Source organism: Rathayibacter sp. AY1A4, assembly GCF_002930955.1.
Lineage (GTDB): Bacteria > Actinomycetota > Actinomycetes > Actinomycetales > Microbacteriaceae > Rathayibacter.
Genome location: NZ_PSTN01000001.1, coordinates 204472 through 222542, shown reverse-complemented (window position 1 = coordinate 222542; position 18071 = coordinate 204472). Strand labels below are relative to the sequence as shown.

The following is an 18071-nucleotide window of genomic DNA, read 5'->3' as shown; positions in this document are numbered from 1 at the left end:
ATGGCCGTGCCCACCGAGCTGCAGTACACCTCCGACCACGAGTGGATCCGGGTCGACGGAGAGGTCGCGACCGTCGGCATCACCGCCTACGCCGCCGACAAGCTGGGCGACGTCGTCTTCGTCGAGCTCCCCGAGGCGGGAGCCCGCGTCGAGGGCGGAAGCGTCGTCGGCGAGATCGAGTCGACCAAGTCGGTGGGCGAGTTGTTCGCCCCCGTCGACGGCGAGGTCCTCGAGGCCAACACGGCCGTCGTCGACAGCCCCGAGCTCGTCAACTCCGATCCGTTCGGCGAGGGGTGGCTGATCCGGGTCCGCTTCGACGCCCTGCCCGACGGCCTCCTCGACTCCGCCGCCTACACCGAGCTGGTCGGCGAGTAGATGGCGGCCACCAGGACCCCCGGCGCCTTCGAGTCCCGCCACATCGGGACCGACGCCGACGCGCAGCGCACCATGCTCGCGGCTCTCGGCTACGACTCCGTGGAGGAGCTCGTCACCGCCGCCGTCCCCGAGTCGATCCAGGTCCGCGACCTCCCGCGGGTGCTGCCCGCTCCGGCCACCGAGACGGAGGCGCTCGCCGAGCTGCGCGCCCTCGCCGCGAAGAACACGGTGCGTCGGCCGATGATCGGCCTCGGCTACTACGGCACGCACACCCCCGCCGTGATCAAGCGCAACGTGCTCGAGAACCCCAGCTGGTACACGGCCTACACGCCGTACCAGCCCGAGATCTCGCAGGGGCGCCTGGAGGCGCTGATCAACTTCCAGACGATGGTCTCCGACCTCACCGGCCTCGACACGGCCGGCGCGTCGATGCTCGACGAGGGCACCGCCGTCGTCGAGGCGATGCTGCTCGCGCGCCGCGCCTCGAAGGCGCGCACCGACGTCTTCGTCGTCGACTCCGACGCTCTCCCGCAGACCCTCGCGCTGCTGCGCGGCCGCGCGGAGGCCGTCGGCATCCGCATCGTCGAGCTCCCGCTCTCGCGCACCGCCGCTGAGGAGGTGCCGGAGTGCTTCGGCGCCCTCGTGCAGTACCCCGGCGCGTCCGGGCACCTCTGGGACCCGTCGGCGGTGCTCGCCGCGGTGAAGGCACACGGAGGCCTGGCGGTCGTCGCCGCCGACCTGCTCGCGCTGACCCTGGTGCGCTCGCCGGGCGAGCTCGGCGCGGACGTCGCCGTCGGCACCACGCAGCGCTTCGGTGTCCCGCTGGGCTTCGGAGGACCGCACGCCGGCTACCTCGCCGTCCGCAAGGGACTCGAGCGCCAGCTGCCAGGCCGCCTCGTCGGCGTCAGCCAGGACGCGGACGGCCACCCCGCCTACCGCCTGTCGCTCCAGGCCCGCGAGCAGCACATCCGCCGCGAGAAGGCGACCTCGAACATCTGCACCGCGCAGGTCCTCCTGGCGGTCATGGCGGCGATGTACGCGGTCTACCACGGGCCGGACGGGCTCGCCGCGATCGCCGAGCGCGTGCACGGCCGGGCCGCGCTCCTCGCGCGCCTCCTCCTCGACCGGGGCCACTCCCTCCGGCACGCCGACTTCTTCGACACCGTCTCGGTCGTCGTGCCCGGCGGCGCGGAGGCGGCGGTCTCCCGCGCCCGCCAGGCCGGCTTCGACGTGCGCCTGGTCGACGCCGATACGGTCTCGGTGTCGATCGACGAGACGGTCACCGACCTCGAGGTGATCGCCGTCGCGACCGCCGTCGGGCAGCTGGACTCGTCGTTCGGCTTCCTCGGCGGCTCCGCGCGGAGCATCCCCGCCGAGCTCGACCGCCGCACGCCGTTCCTCGTGCACCCGGTCTTCAGCAGCCACCACAGCGAGACCTCGATGATGCGCTACCTCAAGCGCCTCGCCGACTCGGACTACGCGCTGGACCGCGGCATGATCCCGCTCGGCTCCTGCACCATGAAGCTCAACGCCGCCACCGAGATGGAGGCGGTCAGCTGGCCCGAGTTCGCGGACCTGCACCCGTTCGCCCCCGAGGCGGACGTGCAGGGCTCGCTGGCGCTGATCGACCAGCTGGAGGGGTGGCTCGCCCACCTCACGGGCTACGACTCCGTGTCGCTCCAGCCCAACGCCGGCTCGCAGGGCGAGCTCGCGGGCCTGCTGGCGATCCGCGGCTGGCACCGGTCGAACGGCGACGAGGACCGCACGGTCTGCCTGATCCCCTCGAGCGCCCACGGCACCAACGCCGCGAGCGCGGTCCTCGCCGGCATGCGCGTCGTCGTCGTGGCCTGCGACGAGCTCGGCAACGTCGACCTGGACGACCTCCGGGCGAAGATCGCCGAGCACGCGGGCTCCCTCGCCGCGCTGATGATCACCTACCCGTCGACCCACGGCGTCTACGAGCACGAGGTCGCCGAGATCTGCCGCCTCGTCCACGAGGCCGGCGGACAGGTGTACGTGGACGGCGCGAACCTCAACGCGCTTCTGGGCTTCGCCCGCTTCGGAGACTTCGGCGGCGACGTCTCGCACCTCAACCTGCACAAGACGTTCTGCATCCCGCACGGCGGAGGCGGTCCCGGCGTCGGTCCCGTCGCCGCGAAGGCGCACCTCGCGCCGTTCCTGCCCGGCCACCCGCTCGCGCAGCGGCTCGAGCACGGCGTGGGCACGCAGGGCGAGCGGATCGTCCACGGCGGCGCACCGGTGTCGGCAGCTCCCTACGGCAGCCCCGGCATCCTGCCGATCTCGTGGGCGTACGCCCGGATGATGGGCGAGGAGGGCCTGCGTGCCGCGACCGGGGCGGCCGTCCTCTCGGCCAACTACGTCGCCGCGCGCCTCCGCGAGCACTACCCGGTGCTCTACACGGGGGACAACGGGCTCGTCGCCCACGAGTGCATCCTCGACATCCGTCCGCTGACGGCGGCGACCGGAGTGACCGTGGACGACGTCGCCAAGCGCCTCGTCGACTACGGCTTCCACGCCCCGACCATGAGCTTCCCCGTCGCCGGGACCCTGATGGTCGAGCCGACGGAGAGCGAGGACCTCGCCGAGATCGACCGCTTCATCGACGCGATGATCGGGATCCGGGCGGAGGCCGACCGCGTCGGCGCGGGGGAGTGGCCGGTGGACGACAACCCGCTGCGCGGCGCCCCGCACACCGCCGAGTGCCTGACGGCCGAGGAGTGGACACACCCCTACAGCCGCGAGCAGGCCGTCTACCCGGTCCGCTCGCTGGTGCGCGGCAAGTACTGGCCGCCGGTCCGCCGGATCGACCAGGCCTACGGCGACCGCAACCTCGTCTGCGCCTGCCCGCCCATCGAGGCCTTCGCCTGATCCGCCCGCACGCGCTCGTCCGCAACCGAGGGTGAGAGAGCAGGAACGGAGCCTCGAGCCCTTCCTGTCATCTCCCACCCTCGGCTGCGGATACCGGTGGTCCCGCACAGGCGCGGAGTGGGTCGCAGTCCTCCCGATCCGGGGGGAACGGCGCACGGCGATCCCGATGCACGAGGGAGCCCGACCGTGGGGAACGCGTGGTGGAGGTGCCGGCACGGCTCGACGGAGTCGCGACGAGCGAGCAGCTCCACCGTGCGGGCGTCACGCCGCGGCAGTGGAGAGCCGAGGCGCGGTCCTGCGGCTTCTCGGATGCGATCGGTCCGTCGTCACGTCCGCGGAGCCGGCGGCGCGAACAGCTCGGGCCAGAGGGCGACGGCCAGCGGGTACCCGACGAACGAGACGATGTCGATGATCGAGTGGGCGATCACCAGGGGCAGGGTGCGGCCGAAGCGCTGGTAGAACAGTCCGAACACCAGGCCCATGACCACGTTCCCGATGAAGGGCCCGATGCCCTGGTACAGGTGGTAGCTGCCCCGGAGCAGCGCACTGGTCACCAGGATCCGCCACCGCCCCCAGCCCAGATCGCCCAGGCGGGCGAAGAGGTACCCGATCACGACGACCTCCTCCTGCACTCCCGCCCGGATCGCGGAGAGCACGAGCACCGGCACCGTCCACCAGTACGCGTCCAGCGGCGAGGCCACCACCGCCACGGTGATGCCCAGCGCGCGTCCGACGGCGTACAGCGCGATGCCCGGCGCGCCGATCGCCACCGCGAGGACGGTCCCGGTCCCCAGGTCCGCGAACGGCCGGCGCAGGTCGAGCCCCAGGCGCCCGAGCGGACGGCCCGAGCTCTGCCAGAGCAGGAACGCGCAGAGGGCCACCGGCACCAGGTCGAAGAAGAGCGCGAGCAGCTGGTAGACGAGGTCGAAGCCCGGGCGGTCGCTGAGGGCGCCGTTGATCGTCGCGGTCTGGTCGGCCAGTGCGGTCGAGCGGGTGAGCCGGTTGGCGATCGAGACCACCGAGTAGACCGCGGAGGCGCCCACCGAGAGCCCGAGGACCAGCAGGATCTCGATGCGGATCCGGCGGCGTCCGGGCGCGGATCCTGACGGGTCGGTGGACACTCCGTGCGTCTCCTCTGAAGTCGATGTGTTGCGCGGCGGCCGCCCGGCACGCACGTTTCATGCAGAACAGCGCAAGGATTCCACCTCCCGGTTACCGCTGTGTAACGGTTGCCACATGCTTTTGTGCAGATAGCGGGCGAATACATAGTCTCGTTGAAGGCATCCGCGCGACGGCCACCAGTCTCGTGCGCCGCCGCCGTCGCCACGCGCACGGCACTCCACGCGTCAGGGAAACCACTTCTCGCGCGCCCCCACATCACTGGAGGAATAGTGAACATCAGACGTTACGGATTCGGGGCTCTGGCGCTCGTCGCCGCGAGCACGCTGGTCCTGGCCGGCTGCAGCAGCTCGAACGACTCGGGCGGAGGTGCATCGGGAGGCGACGCCGCCGCGATCATCTCCACCAACGGCTCCGAGCCGCAGAACCCGCTGATCCCGACGAACACCAACGAGGTGGGCGGCGGCAAGATCCTCGACGAGATCTTCGCGGGCCTGGTCTACTACGACGCCAAGGGCGCCCCCGAGAACGACGTCGCCGAGTCCATCGAGTCGGACGACGCGCAGAACTACACGATCACAATCAAGTCGGGCCTGACCTTCACGAACGGCGACCCGGTCACCTCCAGCTCGTTCATCGACGCCTGGAACTACGGCGCCAAGCTGTCGAACAACCAGCTCAGCGCGTCGTTCTTCTCGAACTTCGAGGGCTTCAGCGACACCGAGGACAGCGAGCTCACCGGCCTCAAGGCCGTGGACGACACCACCTTCACCGTCGCGCTCAAGTCCCCGCAGTCGGACTTCCCGATCAGCCTCGGCTACTCGGCGTACTACCCGCTGCCCGCCGCCGCGTTCGACGACATGGCCGCCTTCGGTGAGAACCCGATCGGCAACGGCCCGTACAAGCTCGACGGCGACGACGCGTGGCAGCACGACGTCCAGATCGAGCTCGTCAAGAACGACGAGTACACCGGCCCCCGCGAGGCCCAGAACGGCGGCCTGAAGATCGTCTTCTACGCCACCCAGGACGCCTCTTACGCCGACCTCCTCGGCGGCAACGTCGACGTGATCGACCAGATCCCGGACTCCGCCTTCGGCACCTTCGAGAGCGACCTCGGCGACCGCGCCGTGAACCAGCCCTCGGCCGTGTTCCAGTCCTTCACCATCCCGGGCCGTCTCCCGCACTTCGACGGCGAGGAGGGCCAGCTCCGCCGCCAGGCGATCTCGATGTCCTTCGACCGCAAGGAGATCACCGACGTGATCTTCGAGGGCACCCGCACCCCGGCCTCCGACTTCACCTCCCCGGTGATCGACGGCTACAGCGACGCCCTCTCCGGCGCCGACGTGCTCGAGTACAACCCCGACGAGGCCAAGGCGCTGTGGGCTCAGGCCGACGCGATCAGCCCCTGGGACGGCACCTTCAAGATCGCCTACAACGCCGACGGCGGCCACCAGGGCTGGGTCGACGCGGTGACCAACTCGATCAAGAACACGCTGGGCATCGACGCCGAGGGCGACGCGTACCCGACCTTCGCCGAGGCGCGCACCAAGATCGTCGACCGCTCGATCGAGACCGCGTTCCGGACCGGATGGCAGGCCGACTACCCGAGCCTCTACAACTTCCTCGGACCGCTCTACGTGACCGGCGCCTCGTCCAACGACGGCGACTACTCGAACCCCGAGTTCGACACCCTGCTCCAGCAGGGCCTGTCGGACGCCGACGCCGACGCTGCGAACAAGACGTTCCAGCAGGCCCAGGAGATCCTCCTGAAGGACCTCCCGTCGCTGCCCCTGTGGTACGCGAACGTGACCGGCGGCTACGGCGAGGGCGTGTCGAACGTCGAGTTCGGCTGGAACTCGGTGCCGCTCTACTACGAGATCACCAAGAACTAAGCTCGAACCACTGGGGCGCTTCGCCCGTGCCGTCGGCCACCAGGTCACGGCACGGGCGGAGCGCCCTGTTTCGGTCACAATCGAATGAGGTCCCCATCCATGCGACTCCGGAACCGGCTGGGCTGACATGCTCGCCTACATCGTCCGACGCATCCTGCAAGCCGTCCCCGTGCTCATCGGCACCACGTTCCTCATCTACTTCATGGTCTTCTCCATGCCGGGGAACCCGCTCCTGTCGCTCTTCGGCGACAAGACGCCGAGCCCCGCACTCCTCGCCCGCCTCGAGGAGCAGTACCACCTGAACGAGCCCTTCTTCGTCCAGTACCTGTACTACCTGGGAGGCGTCGTCCGCGGCGACTTCGGCATCTCGTTCTCCGGCCAGTCCGTCAACGAGATCCTCGCCCGCACCTTCCCGGTCACCCTGACGCTCGCCATGATGGCGATCGTCATCGAGATCGTCGTCGCGCTGACCATCGGCCTCATCAGCGGTCTGCGCAAGGGCAGCTTCTTCGACGCGAGCGCGCTGGTCGTCAGCCTCCTGCTCGTGTCGGTGCCGATCTTCGTGCTCTGCTTCATCGCGCAGTCCTTCTTCGCGATCCAGCTGGGATGGTTCCCTCCGACCGTCGGAGCCGACGCGTCGTTCCAGAGGCTGCTGCTGCCCGCGATCGTGCTCGCCCTGTTCGTGGTCGCGTCGGCCATCCGCCTCACGCGCGGCTCGGTCATCGAGACGGCCGGCTCGGACTTCGTCCGCACCGCGTACAGCAAGGGGCTCTCGCGACGCCGCGTCATCCCCGTGCACGTCCTGCGCAACTCGCTCATCCCGGTCACGACGCAGTTCGGAGCCGACTTCGGCCTCCTGATCGTCGGCGCGACCGTGACCGAGGGCATCTTCAACGTTCCCGGAGTCGGGAACACGCTCTATCAGGCGATCATCCGAGGTGAGCGGCCGACCGTCGTCTCCTTCGTCACGGTCATGGTGCTGTTCTACCTCGTGGTGAACATCCTCGTCGACCTGCTCTACGCCGTACTCGACCCGAGGATCCGCTATGCCAAATGAGTCCACCGGCGGCGCGCAGAAGGCCCGCCGCATCGACCACTTCGTGGCCCCGCTCGAGGAGACGCCGATCGCGTCGGTCGACGCCGTCAGCCTCGACGAGAAGCCCAGCAACCTCTGGACCGACGCGTGGCGCGACCTGCGCAAGCGGCCCATGTTCTGGATCTCGGGCGTCCTGATCCTCGTCATCATCGCCGTCGCGCTGTTCCCGGGCCTGTTCACCTCGGTGGACCCCCGCCAGTGCGCGCTCTCGTTCAGCAACCAGGGCCCCGGCGACGGCAGCCTGCTCGGCTACACCAAGCAGGGCTGCGACGTCTTCTCGCGGATCATCCACGGCACGTCCACGTCGCTGACCGTCGGCCTCATCGTGATCGTGATCACGACGGTCTCCGGCGTCATCGGCGGCGCGCTGGCAGGCTTCTTCGGCGGCTGGGTCGACACCGTGATCATGCGCCTCGGCGACATCTTCTTCTCGATCCCCTACATCCTCGCCGCGGTCGTCATCATGTCCGTCTTCTCGGCCTACCGGAACGTGTTCGTCATCGCCCTGGCGATCGGCGCGTTCGCCTGGCCGACGACGGCGCGCGTCCTGCGCTCCGAGGTCCTCCGCGTGAAGCAGGCCGACTTCGTCGGCGCCGCCACCGCGACCGGCCTCTCGCGCATGGCGATCCTGTTCCGGCACGTGCTGCCGAACTCGATCGCCCCCGTCATCGTCGTCACGACGATCTCGCTCGGCGCGGCCATCACCGCGGAGGCGACGCTGTCGTTCCTCGGCGTCGGCCTGCCCGGCTCGGTCATGTCCTGGGGCAACGACATCAGCCAGGCCCAGCGCGATCTGCGCACCAACCCGCAGACGCTGATCTACCCGTCGATCGCCCTGACGGTCACGGTGCTGAGCTTCATCCTCCTCGGCGAGTCGCTCCGCGACGCGCTCGACCCGAAGGCGAGGGCCCTCCGATGACCGCCACGACACCGAACGCACCGCAGGGGCCGCTGCTCGAGGTCACCGACCTCGAGGTCGGCTTCCAGACCGGCAGCGGACTGGTCCCCGCCCTCCGCGGCGTGAGCCTCACGATCGAGCACGGCCAGACCGTCGCGATCGTGGGGGAGTCGGGCTCCGGCAAGTCGACGACCGCCGCCGCGATCATCGGCCTGCTCCCCGGCACCGGCCAGGTCACCGCCGGCTCCGTGCTGTTCGACGGCAAGGACCTCGCGAAGGCGACGAGGACCGAGCTCGAGGACATCCGCGGCCGCCGGATCGGCTACGTCCCGCAGGACCCGATGTCGAACCTGAACCCCGTGTGGTCGGTCGGATTCCAGGTCGAGGAGACCATCAAGGCCAACGGCCTCGCGACCGGTCGCAAGGAGGTGCGCGCCAAGGCGATCGAGGTCCTGCAGAACGCGGGCCTCGCCGACGCGGAGAAGCGCCTCAAGCAGTTCCCGCACCAGTTCTCGGGCGGCATGCGCCAGCGCGTGCTGATCGGCATCGGCCTGGCCGCGGCTCCCCAGCTGCTGATCGCAGACGAGCCCACCTCGGCGCTCGACGTCACGGTCCAGCGCCGGATCCTCGACCACCTCGAGACGCTGACGAAGACCGACGGCACCGCGCTGCTCTTCATCACGCACGACCTGGGCCTCGCCGCCGAGCGCGCCGAGAAGCTCATCGTCATGTACAAGGGCCGCATCGTCGAGTCCGGCGCCTCGGTGGAGGTGCTGCAGAACCCGCAGCACCCCTACACGCAGCGCCTGATCGCGGCGGCGCCCAGCCTCGCGTCGCGCCGCATCCAGTCGACGGCCGGCCGGGCCGTGGAGTCGGTCCCCGGCGAGCCGGAGGCCGTCCGCGAGGTCGACCTGGTCGGCGCGGGCGCCGCGCACCACGCCGGCGCGGTCGCCTCGGGCGCCCCGATGATCGAGGTCGACGGCCTCACCAAGGTCTTCAAGATCCGCCGCGGCGGCCTGAAGGCCGAGGACTTCACGGCCGTCGACAACGTGTCGTTCTCGATCCCGAAGGGCACCACGACGGCGCTCGTGGGCGAGTCCGGATCGGGCAAGTCGACCATCGCCCGCCTGGTTCTGGGCCTCGAGACGGCGACGTCCGGAGCGATCTCGATCGCCGGCCGACGGACCGAGAAGCTCAAGGGCCGCGACATGCTGGCGCTCCGGCGCTCCATGCAGCCGGTGTTCCAGGACCCGTACGGCTCGCTCGACCCGCTGCACAACATCGGCAACACCATCTCGGAGCCGCTGCGGGTGCACAAGGTCGGCGACCGGACGTCGCAGCGCGAGCGCGTCCTCGAGCTGCTCGACCAGGTGTCCCTCCCGCGCGTGATCGCGAGCCGGTACCCGAACGAGCTCTCCGGCGGCCAGCGCCAGCGCGTGGCGATCGCCCGCGCGCTCGCGCTGAAGCCGGAGATCGTGGTGCTCGACGAGGCCGTGTCGGCTCTGGACGTCCTCGTCCAGGCGCAGATCCTCCGCCTCCTCGCCGACCTGCAGGCCGAGCTCGGGCTGACCTACCTGTTCATCACGCACGACCTGGCGGTGGTCCGCGTGATCGCCGACGACGTCTGCGTGATGCAGAAGGGCAGGATCGTCGAGCACGCCCCGACGGACACCGTGTTCGACTCGCCGCAGCAGGAGTACACCCGCGAGCTGCTCGACGCCATCCCGGGCGCCGGCATCGAGTTCGCGGTCTGACCGACCGTCACCTGGGCCCCGGCCCCGCCTGGAGCGCTCCTCGGAGCCCTCCGGAGCGGGGATCCGGGGCCCTTCGCCGTGCGGACGCCTCGCTGCGGTACGATGGATGGTCCCCCTTTTGCACGAGAACACGAGACGAGTCCGTATCCATGGCAAGTGCCACCCGCTCCGACCTGCGCAACGTCGCGATCGTCGCCCACGTCGACCATGGCAAGACCACGCTGGTCGACGCCATGCTCAAGCAGACGAACTCCTTCGACGCGCACGCCCACGTGGACGAGCGCGCGATGGACTCCAACGAGCTCGAGCGCGAGAAGGGCATCACGATCCTCGCGAAGAACACCGCTGTCTCGTACAGCGGCAAGCACGCGAGCGACGGTCCCATCACCATCAACGTCATCGACACCCCGGGCCACGCCGACTTCGGCGGCGAGGTCGAGCGCGGCCTGTCGATGGTCGACGGCGTCTGCCTCCTCGTCGACGCGTCCGAGGGCCCGCTGCCCCAGACCCGCTTCGTGCTGCGCAAGGCGCTCGAGGCGAAGCTCCCCGTCATCCTCCTGGTCAACAAGACCGACCGCCCCGACGCGCGCATCGACGAGGTCGTCGCCGAGAGCCAGGACCTGCTCCTCGGCCTCGCCTCGGACATGGCCGACGACGTGCCGGACCTCGACCTCGACGCGATCCTCGACGTCCCCGTGGTCTACGCCTCCGGCAAGGCCGGCCGCGCCTCGGCGAACAAGCCCGAGGACGGCACGCTGCCGGACGCCGAGGACCTGGAGCCGCTGTTCGAGGCGATCCTCAAGCACATCCCCGCGCCGACCTACGACGACGACGCGCCCCTCCAGGCCCACGTCACCAACCTCGACGCGTCGCCGTTCCTCGGCCGCCTCGCCCTCCTCCGCGTCTTCAACGGCACGATCAAGAAGGGGCAGACGGTCGCCTGGGTCCACCACGACGGCACCCACACCAACGCGCGCATCACCGAGCTGCTGATCACCAAGGCGCTCGACCGCTACCCGGCCGAGTCCGCGGGCCCCGGCGACATCGTCGCGATCGCGGGCTTCCCCGAGATCACCATCGGCGAGACCATCGCCGACCCCGAGGACATCCGCCCGCTGCCGGCCATCACGGTCGACGACCCGGCGATCTCGATGACGATCGGCACCAACACCTCGCCGCTCGTCGGCAAGGTCAAGGGCCACAAGCTCACGGCGCGCATGGTCAAGGACCGCCTCGACCGCGAGCTCATCGGAAACGTGTCGCTCAAGATCGTCGACATCGGACGCCCCGACTCGTGGGAGGTCCAGGGCCGCGGCGAGCTCGCGCTGGCCATCCTCGTCGAGCAGATGCGCCGCGAGGGCTACGAGCTGACCGTCGGCAAGCCCCAGGTGGTCACCCGCCAGGTCGACGGCAAGACGCACGAGCCCTTCGAGCACCTGACGATCGACGCCCCGGAGGAGTACCTCGGCGCGATCACGCAGCTCCTCGCCGCCCGCAAGGGCCGCATGGACGGCATGTCGAACCACGGCACCGGCTGGGTCCGCATGGAGTTCATCGTCCCGTCGCGCGGCCTGATCGGCTTCCGCACCGAGTTCCTCACCACCACCCGCGGCACCGGCATCGCGAACGCGATCCTGCACGGCTACGAGCCGTGGGCCGGCGCGATCGTCACCCGCAACAACGGGTCGATCGTCGCGGACCGCAACGGCGTCGTGACCCCGTTCGCCATCATCGCGCTCCAGGAGCGGATGACCTTCTTTGTGAACCCCACCGAGGAGGTCTACGAGGGCATGGTGATCGGCGAGAACTCGCGCAACGACGACATGGACGTCAACATCACCAAGGAGAAGAAGCTGACCAACATGCGTCAGTCCACCTCCGACACCTTCGAGTCGATGACGCCGTCGCGTCAGCTGACGCTCGAGGAGTGCCTCGAGTTCGCCCGCGAGGACGAGTGCGTCGAGGTCACCCCCGAGGTCGTCCGCATCCGCAAGGTGGAGCTCGATGCGAACGCCCGCGCGCGCATGACGAGCCGCCTCAAGAAGCAGGGCTGAGCCCCGGGCGCCTCGGCGCCCGCCCACGACGAGACCGGCCGGAGCGATGCTCCGGCCGGTCTCGTCGTCTCCGCCCCGGTGCTGCAGCGTGCAGCGCCGGTCCCGTCCCTCGCGGTCCGGATCAGCCCGCCGGACTCGGAGAGGGAGAGGGGGTCGCGGACTCCGCCTCGAGCGTCGAGGTGACGAAGGAGACGAACGCCGCCGCGTCGTCCGGCTTCCCCGTGTACTGCTCGCCGTTCACCAGCACGGTGGGCGTCGACTCGAGCTTCGGCAGCGAGGAGTTCGCGAGGGGGAGCGAGGTGGCCCGCTCGGTCGCGGCCTTCACCCAGGGCCGGAACTCGCCCCCGGTCATGCAGGCGAGGACGTCGTCGTCGGTGACGCCCGCTCCGGTCACCAGCGCCCGCAGAGCGTCGTCGTCGAGGCCCGTCGTCCCCTCCGCCGGCTGCTGCGCGAAGAGCGCCGCGTTCACGGCGAGGAAGCGGTCCGGATCCTCGTCGGCGACGCACGCCGCGGCGTTCGCGGCCCGGCTGGAGTACTCGGAGCCGGCCGAGGAGGAGTCGAGGATCGCCACCGGGTGGATCTCGAGCGTGATCGCCCCCTTCGTCAGCCACGACTGCAGCTGCTCGGCGTTCGCCTTCTCGAACTGCCCGCAGTACGGGCAGAGGTAGTCGACGTAGAGGTCGACGGCGACGACTCCGCCCGCCCGCGTGGCGCTCTCATCGGTCGGGACGGGGGAGGTTCCCGGAGCGATAGCCGCACTCGTCGTCGCCGTCACGGCCGAGCCGTCGCCCGCGAGGACGATGCCGTCGCTGAGCATGTTCGCCGGGCCGGCGCTCGCGACCTCCTGCTGCGACCAGACGTTCCAGCAGACCAGGGCCACGACCGCGAGGAGCCCGACGACCGCTCCGCCCTGCCCGAGCAGCCGGTTCCGGCGCCGCCGGCGCCTCTCCGCTTCGCGGCGCTCCCGCGCCTGCGCTCGGGCGAGCTCCTGGCGCTCGCGCTTGGTCAGGCCGCTTCTCGCACTGTTCCCGGACATCGCCGACGACGCTACGGGCGCAGGCTTCGGCGCGCCGTGGAGTGCGCCCGCCGGATCCTGAGACGGAGTGCGGGTCCTCTCAGGGATCAGGCGAAGAGGCCGGAGCCGAGGAAGTCGGTCTCGTCGCGGGCACCGGGCGGCACCGCGAACACGGCCGAGCCGACGTGCTTCACGTACTCGTTCAGCGCGTCCGTCGCGAGGTTCCGCTGCACGGTGACGAACTGCTCCGGGGAGCGCTGGAACGAGAGGAAGAACAGCCCCGCGTTCAGGCGTCCGAGCTCGTCGTTGCCGTCGACGAAGTTGTAGCCGCGGCGCAGGAGCCGCACCCCGTTGTTCACGCTCGGATGCGCGAGGCGCACGTGCGACTCCTGATCGATCAGCGGGGCACCGGTGGCGCCGGCCGCTGCGAAGTCCGGCTCGGTGGACTCCGTGCCGCCCGAGAGCGGCGCTCCGGACCCCTTGCTGCGGCCGATGACCCGCTCCTGCTCGCCCAGCTGGCTGCGGTCCCACGTCTCGATGATCATCCGGATCTTCCGCGCGACCAGGTAGCTGCCGCCGACCATCCACGCGGGGCCGTCGGAGGACGGGACCCAGACGTGCTCCTGGACGGCGTCGGCCTCCTCGGACTTCACGTTCGCCGTGCCGTCCTTGAAGCCGAACAGGTTGCGCGGAGTCGCCTGGGCGGTGGACGTCGAGGAGGTGCGGCCGAAGCCGAGCTGCGACCAGCGGAGCGAGGCCCGGCCGAACGCGATCCGGCTCAGGTTGCGGATGGCGTGCACGGCGACCTGCGGATCGTCGGCGCAGGCCTGGATGCAGAGGTCGCCGCCGCCGGCCGACGGGACGAGCGCGTCGCCGCGGAAGCGGGGCAGGGCCTGCAGCTCAGGAGGCCGGCGGTCGGCGAGGCCGAAGCGGTCGGCGCCGGACTCGTCCGTGAAGAGGGTCGGTCCGAAGCCGACCGTGACGGTGAGGGACGCGGCGTCGAGCCCGAGCGCCTCCCCGGTGTCCTCCGGGGGAGCCGTGTCCGGCCCGTCCACCGCGCCGTTCTCGCCGACCTCGAGGCCCTGGGTCATCCGGGAGGCGGCGAGCGTCCAGTCCTTCAGGAGCTCGACGAGGTCCTCGCGCGTGGTGCCCGCGGCGAGGTCGAACGCGGCGAAGTGCAGCCGGTCCTGCGCGGCGGTGGTGATGCCCGCCTGGTTCGCGCCGAAGAACGGCACGGTGCGCGGGGCGGAGGAGGCTGTCGCGCTCGCGGACGATGTGACGGCCACCGTGCCGCCCACTCCGGCGGCCAGCCCGGCCGTCCCCGCCGAGACGAGGCCGAGCAGCCCGCGCCGCGAGAGGCGGCGGGGTTCGTCGGCGGGCTGCTCGGACTCCGTCGGCCGGGCTCCCTCGTGCTGCTCGGCGTCCACTATGCGGTCGGCTCCTCGACGCCCAGCACCGTGTGGGTCAGCTGCGAGAGCGGCTCGGAGAGAGCGTTGACCGCGTCCGAGAGCTCCTTCTTCTGCTCCGCGGTGAGAGTGGAGTACGCGGCGAAGCCGGAGTCGATCGAGCCGTACTGCGCGAGCAGAGCGTCGAGCTCGGAGAACCGCTGCGTGATCCGTCCGGTGAGGTCGGCGCCCTCGTCGCCGCTGGCGGTCGCGATCGGCTCGACGTTGCCGAACGCCACCTCCGCGCCCTGGACGTTCGCGGCGAAGTCGGTGAGGTCAGTGCTCGACCACCAGTCCTCCTCGCCCGTGATCTTGCCGGCCGCGACCTCGTCGAGCAGGCCGATGGCGCCGTTCGAGATGTCGCCCACCGAGACGGTGAAGCCGGACGCGTTCACGAGGTCGGCCAGGCTCTGCACGTCGTCGACGAGGCCCTGGCCGAACTGGGCGCGCTGCTCGGGGGTGGAGGGCGCCCAGTCGAGGAGCGCGCTCGTGCCGTCGGAGTTGAGGGCACCCTCCGCGGGGGCCCACAGGTCCTTCTCGATGCGGTGGAAGCCGGTCCAGTCCAGGCCCTCGGCGACGGCGTCGACCTCGCGGTAGTCGATGCGCGGGTCGAGGTCGCCGAACGCCTCCGCGGTCGGCTCGATCCGTTCGTAGAAGACGCGGGTCGACGCGAAGAGGCCGCGCGCCTTCTCGTCGTCGCCTGCCTCGTAGGCCTGCGCGAACTCGGCGACCGCGGGGAGCAGCTCGCCCACCTGCGACTTCACGTACGCCACGTAGTTGGTGACCGCCGCCTCCGTCGCCGCCTTCTCGTCCGCCGACTGCGCGGTGGCCTCACCGGTCACGGTGAACTCGCTCAGCCCGACCGGGGCGCCGACCTGCTGGAACTTGCAGGCGGTGTAGTAGGTGCCCGGCTCGAGCTGAGCGACGTAGGAGACGCTCTGACCCGGGGTCACGTTCTCCTTCTCGCCCACGATCCGCAGCTTGTCCTCGGCCAGGATCTCGAACTCGTTGACGTCCGAGCCGCCGTTGGTCAGTGAGAACGTCACCGCTCCCGCCTCGGCGGTCGCCGTCGACACCTCGCAGGCGTCGTCCCTGATCGCGACGTCGAGCGCGGCGGAGGAGGAGGACGCGGGGGTGTTCGGCACGCAGCCCGTGAGGATCAGCGCCAGGGCGCCGGCTCCGGCGAGGCCGAGGGTGACGCGGGGGAGGGTGGGACGAGCGCGCGAGGACATGCTTCTCCTGGATCGGGGCGAGTGCGCCGGCGGTGCCGGAGCGGGTCAGACGGAGGTGGGAGCGGGAGCGGCGACCGGGGCCGCGCTGCCCCGTCGCGGGCCGCGCAGGCGGACCTGGCGGACGAACAGGGCACCGACGACGACGAGGTAGAGCAGCCAGGCGGCGAACTGCAGAGCGGTCGGCTCGGGCGTGTAGTTGAAGAGGCCGCCGACCACCGCGGTCACGGGCGGCGGGAGGATCGGGCCGAGCGAGAACAGCGGGGTGCCCCAGCCGGGCAGGAGCGACGCCTCCTGCAGGTCGCCGACGCCGTAGGAGAGGACGCCGGCCGCGACGAGGATGAGGAAGCCGCCCGTCCAGGTGAAGAAGCGCCCGAGGTCGATCCGGACGAAGCCCCGGAAGATCAGGTACGCGATGACGACCGAGCTGAGGATGCCCAGCAGCGCGCCGACCGTGCCGACCCACGCGCTGGATCCCGACCCCGCACTGCTCGAGGACACGCTCGCCCAGACGAAGAGCGCCGTCTCGATGCCCTCGCGGCCGACGCTGATGAAGCCGAGGACCACGATGCCGAGGGCCGAACCCGCGACGGCGCCGTCGAGCCGGGACTCGAGGTCGCCCTTGAGGCTGCGGGCGTTCGCGCCCATCCAGAAGATCATCCAGGTGACCAGGCCGACCGCGAGGATCGAGAGGCCGCCGCCGATGAGCTCCTGAGCCTGGAACGACAGGGTCGAGGGGCCCCAGGTGAGGATCGCACCGGTGACGAGCGAGATCGCGATCGCGGCGGCGATGCCGGTCCAGAGCCGCGGCAGCACGTCGCGCCGGCCGAGCTTGGTCAGGTAGGCCACGAGGATGCCGACCACGAGGCCGGCTTCGAGGCCTTCGCGGAGGCCGATGAGGTAGTTTGCGAGCACGCGTGTTCTCTTGGTCGATGGTGGACGAGGAGGGGGCGACTCCCGCCCCGAGTCGATCCGGTCGGCGGGGCTCCGTTGTTCGGTAAGCCTTGCCTAACCCGGGTCGACTGTAGTCCGCTGCCCGGTCGCTGTCCAGAAGCGCCCGCAGCGGAGGCCGCGCAGGACGAGAGGCGGAGAGTGGACGCGGGCCGGGACGCAGCAGCGGAGCGGGTGGTGGCGGTGCACGCCCACCCCGACGACGAGACGATCACCATGGGCGGGACCCTGGCGCGGCTGGTGGCGCAGGGCGCCTCCGTCACCGTCGTCACCGCCACGCGGGGCGAGTGCGGCGAGGTCATCCCCGAGGACCTCGCTCCGCTCGAGGGCTCGGCCGAGCTGGCCGCGCACCGGACGACCGAGCTCGTCGTCGCCCTGACGGCCCTCGGCGTCGCCGACCACCGCTTCCTCGGCGAGGCCGGCGCCCGCGCACCCGGCCTCGCTCCGCGCGTCTACCGGGACTCCGGCATGCAGTGGGGGCCCGGCCGCGTCCCGGTGCCGCTCGAGCCGGTGCATCCCGCGTCCTTCACCGCCGCGCCCGAGGACGAGGAGGTGGCCGATCTCGTCGCTGTCCTGCGGCAGGTCGATGCGGGCGTCGTGCTGTCCTACGACGCGGGCGGCGGCTACGGCCACCCGGACCACGTCCGCACCGCCCGGGTCGCCGAGCGCGCCGCCGAGCTGCTGGGCCTGCGCTTCCTCGCCGTCCTCCCCGACGCGGCCCCGCCCCTCCCCGGGGACGTCGTGATCGAGCTGTCCGCCGAGGACCACGCCCGCAAGCGCGCGGCCCTCGAGGCGCACGCGACGCAGCTGGTGGTCGAGGGCGACGAGGCCCGGCTCTCGAGCGGTCCGCCGTTCCCCATCGGCCGCATCGAGCGCTTCCGCCCGGTCGCGCAGGCGGGGCGTCCGGCGCCGCTGCCGGAGGAGCGTCCGACGCTGGGATCGCGCGTGCTCTCGGGCGTCGCCGGAGTCCTGGTCGGCGCGGTGGTCGGAGCGATCACGACCGTCGCCCATCAGAGCACCGTGTCGGTCGGCGGTGTCGTCCTCCCGGTCGGCCTCGCCGCCTCCCTCGCCGGCGTGCTGCTGCTCCTGCTCGGGCTGCGCCTCGTGCTCATCGACCGGTTCGTCGCGTTCTGCACCGCGATGGGCCTGCTCGGGATGATCGGGCTGCTCGCCCTGCGCAGCACCGGCGGATCCGTCCTCGTCCCGGCGAACGGCCTCGGCGTGGCCTGGACCTTCCTCCCCGCCCTCATCGCCCTCGTCGTGATCGCCTGGCCGCGGCTGCGGGCGGCCGCTCCCGCCGCCGCCCCGCGGCCGGCGGACGCCGACGCCCCGTCGGCCCCCGTACGATAGAGAC

Annotated in this window: 13 protein-coding genes; 8 read left to right on the top strand and 5 right to left on the bottom strand. The window is 71.0% G+C overall.

Annotation, left to right across the window (positions count from 1 at the left end):
• Together gcvH and gcvP are read left to right on the top strand one after the other, a co-directional pair.
• Positions 1–375, top strand: a complete 375-nt coding sequence (gene gcvH, locus C5B92_RS00980; RefSeq protein ID WP_104237541.1) for a glycine cleavage system protein GcvH — start codon at positions 1–3, stop codon at positions 373–375.
• On the top strand, positions 376–3264 hold the full coding sequence (gene gcvP, locus C5B92_RS00975; protein WP_104349994.1) for an aminomethyl-transferring glycine dehydrogenase: 2889 nt from the start codon (positions 376–378) through the stop codon (positions 3262–3264).
• A gap of 326 nt (positions 3265–3590) precedes the next feature.
• On the opposite strand, the gene C5B92_RS00970 is transcribed toward gcvP, so the two are convergent.
• Positions 3591–4385 carry a CPBP family intramembrane glutamic endopeptidase gene (locus C5B92_RS00970; protein ID WP_104349993.1) on the bottom strand — a complete coding sequence of 265 codons (795 nt, stop codon included), beginning with the start codon at positions 4383–4385 and terminating at the stop codon, positions 3591–3593.
• 270 nt (positions 4386–4655) lie between these two features.
• Between C5B92_RS00970 and C5B92_RS00965 the strand changes: the two genes are divergently transcribed.
• From C5B92_RS00965 to typA, 5 genes are all read left to right on the top strand, one after another.
• Positions 4656–6275: an ABC transporter substrate-binding protein gene (locus C5B92_RS00965; RefSeq protein ID WP_104222974.1), complete on the top strand. Its 1620-nt coding sequence runs from the start codon at positions 4656–4658 to the stop codon at positions 6273–6275.
• Positions 6276–6402: 127 nt separating this feature from the next.
• Positions 6403–7332 (top strand): ABC transporter permease, encoded by a 930-nt coding sequence (locus C5B92_RS00960; RefSeq protein WP_104222975.1) that lies wholly within the window; start codon positions 6403–6405, stop codon positions 7330–7332.
• Positions 7322–8290, top strand: coding sequence for an ABC transporter permease (locus C5B92_RS00955; RefSeq protein ID WP_104222976.1), 969 nt, complete (start codon positions 7322–7324; stop codon positions 8288–8290). Before C5B92_RS00960 ends, C5B92_RS00955 begins: the two co-directional genes overlap by 11 nt.
• Entirely contained in the window at positions 8287–10023 is a 1737-nt protein-coding gene (locus C5B92_RS00950; RefSeq protein WP_104237546.1) for an ABC transporter ATP-binding protein, read from the top strand. Before C5B92_RS00955 ends, C5B92_RS00950 begins: the two co-directional genes overlap by 4 nt.
• 149 nt (positions 10024–10172) lie before the next feature.
• Positions 10173–12077: a translational GTPase TypA gene (gene typA / locus C5B92_RS00945; RefSeq protein ID WP_104222978.1), complete on the top strand. Its 1905-nt coding sequence runs from the start codon at positions 10173–10175 to the stop codon at positions 12075–12077.
• Between the two features lie 121 nt (positions 12078–12198).
• Here typA and C5B92_RS00940 read toward each other — a convergent pair whose 3' ends face one another.
• The 4 genes from C5B92_RS00940 to efeU all read right to left on the bottom strand — a co-directional run bounded on the left by C5B92_RS00940 (position 12199) and on the right by efeU (position 16681).
• On the bottom strand, positions 12199–13113 hold the full coding sequence (locus C5B92_RS00940) for a thioredoxin domain-containing protein (RefSeq protein WP_104349992.1): 915 nt from the start codon (positions 13111–13113) through the stop codon (positions 12199–12201).
• 86 nt (positions 13114–13199) lie between these two features.
• A complete protein-coding gene (gene efeB / locus C5B92_RS00935; RefSeq protein WP_104349991.1) occupies positions 13200–14519 on the bottom strand; it encodes an iron uptake transporter deferrochelatase/peroxidase subunit in 1320 nt (439 codons plus the stop codon).
• The gene (gene efeO / locus C5B92_RS00930) at positions 14519–15769 is read right to left on the bottom strand and encodes an iron uptake system protein EfeO (RefSeq protein ID WP_104249553.1); all 1251 of its coding nucleotides are present in this window, start codon (positions 15767–15769) and stop codon (positions 14519–14521) included. Before efeO ends, efeB begins: the two co-directional genes overlap by 1 nt.
• Before the next feature lie 45 nt (positions 15770–15814).
• The gene (efeU, locus tag C5B92_RS00925) at positions 15815–16681 is read right to left on the bottom strand and encodes an iron uptake transporter permease EfeU (protein WP_104232741.1); all 867 of its coding nucleotides are present in this window, start codon (positions 16679–16681) and stop codon (positions 15815–15817) included.
• Between the two features lie 177 nt (positions 16682–16858).
• Here efeU and C5B92_RS00920 point away from each other — a divergent pair, with 177 nt between their 5' ends.
• Entirely contained in the window at positions 16859–18067 is a 1209-nt protein-coding gene (locus C5B92_RS00920; RefSeq protein WP_146076874.1) for a PIG-L family deacetylase, read from the top strand.
• Positions 18068–18071: the final 4 nt, after the last annotated feature.

Coding starts and splice junctions, on each gene's coding strand:
- gcvH (WP_104237541.1), top strand. CDS start 1: ATGGCCGTGCCCACCGAGCTGCAGTACACCTCCGACCACGAGTGGATC.
- gcvP (WP_104349994.1), top strand. CDS start 376: ATGGCGGCCACCAGGACCCCCGGCGCCTTCGAGTCCCGCCACATCGGG.
- C5B92_RS00960 (WP_104222975.1), top strand. CDS start 6,403: ATGCTCGCCTACATCGTCCGACGCATCCTGCAAGCCGTCCCCGTGCTC.
- C5B92_RS00955 (WP_104222976.1), top strand. CDS start 7,322: ATGCCAAATGAGTCCACCGGCGGCGCGCAGAAGGCCCGCCGCATCGAC.
- C5B92_RS00950 (WP_104237546.1), top strand. CDS start 8,287: ATGACCGCCACGACACCGAACGCACCGCAGGGGCCGCTGCTCGAGGTC.
- typA (WP_104222978.1), top strand. CDS start 10,173: ATGGCAAGTGCCACCCGCTCCGACCTGCGCAACGTCGCGATCGTCGCC.
- C5B92_RS00940 (WP_104349992.1), bottom strand. CDS start 13,113: ATGTCCGGGAACAGTGCGAGAAGCGGCCTGACCAAGCGCGAGCGCCAG.
- efeO (WP_104249553.1), bottom strand. CDS start 15,769: ATGTCCTCGCGCGCTCGTCCCACCCTCCCCCGCGTCACCCTCGGCCTC.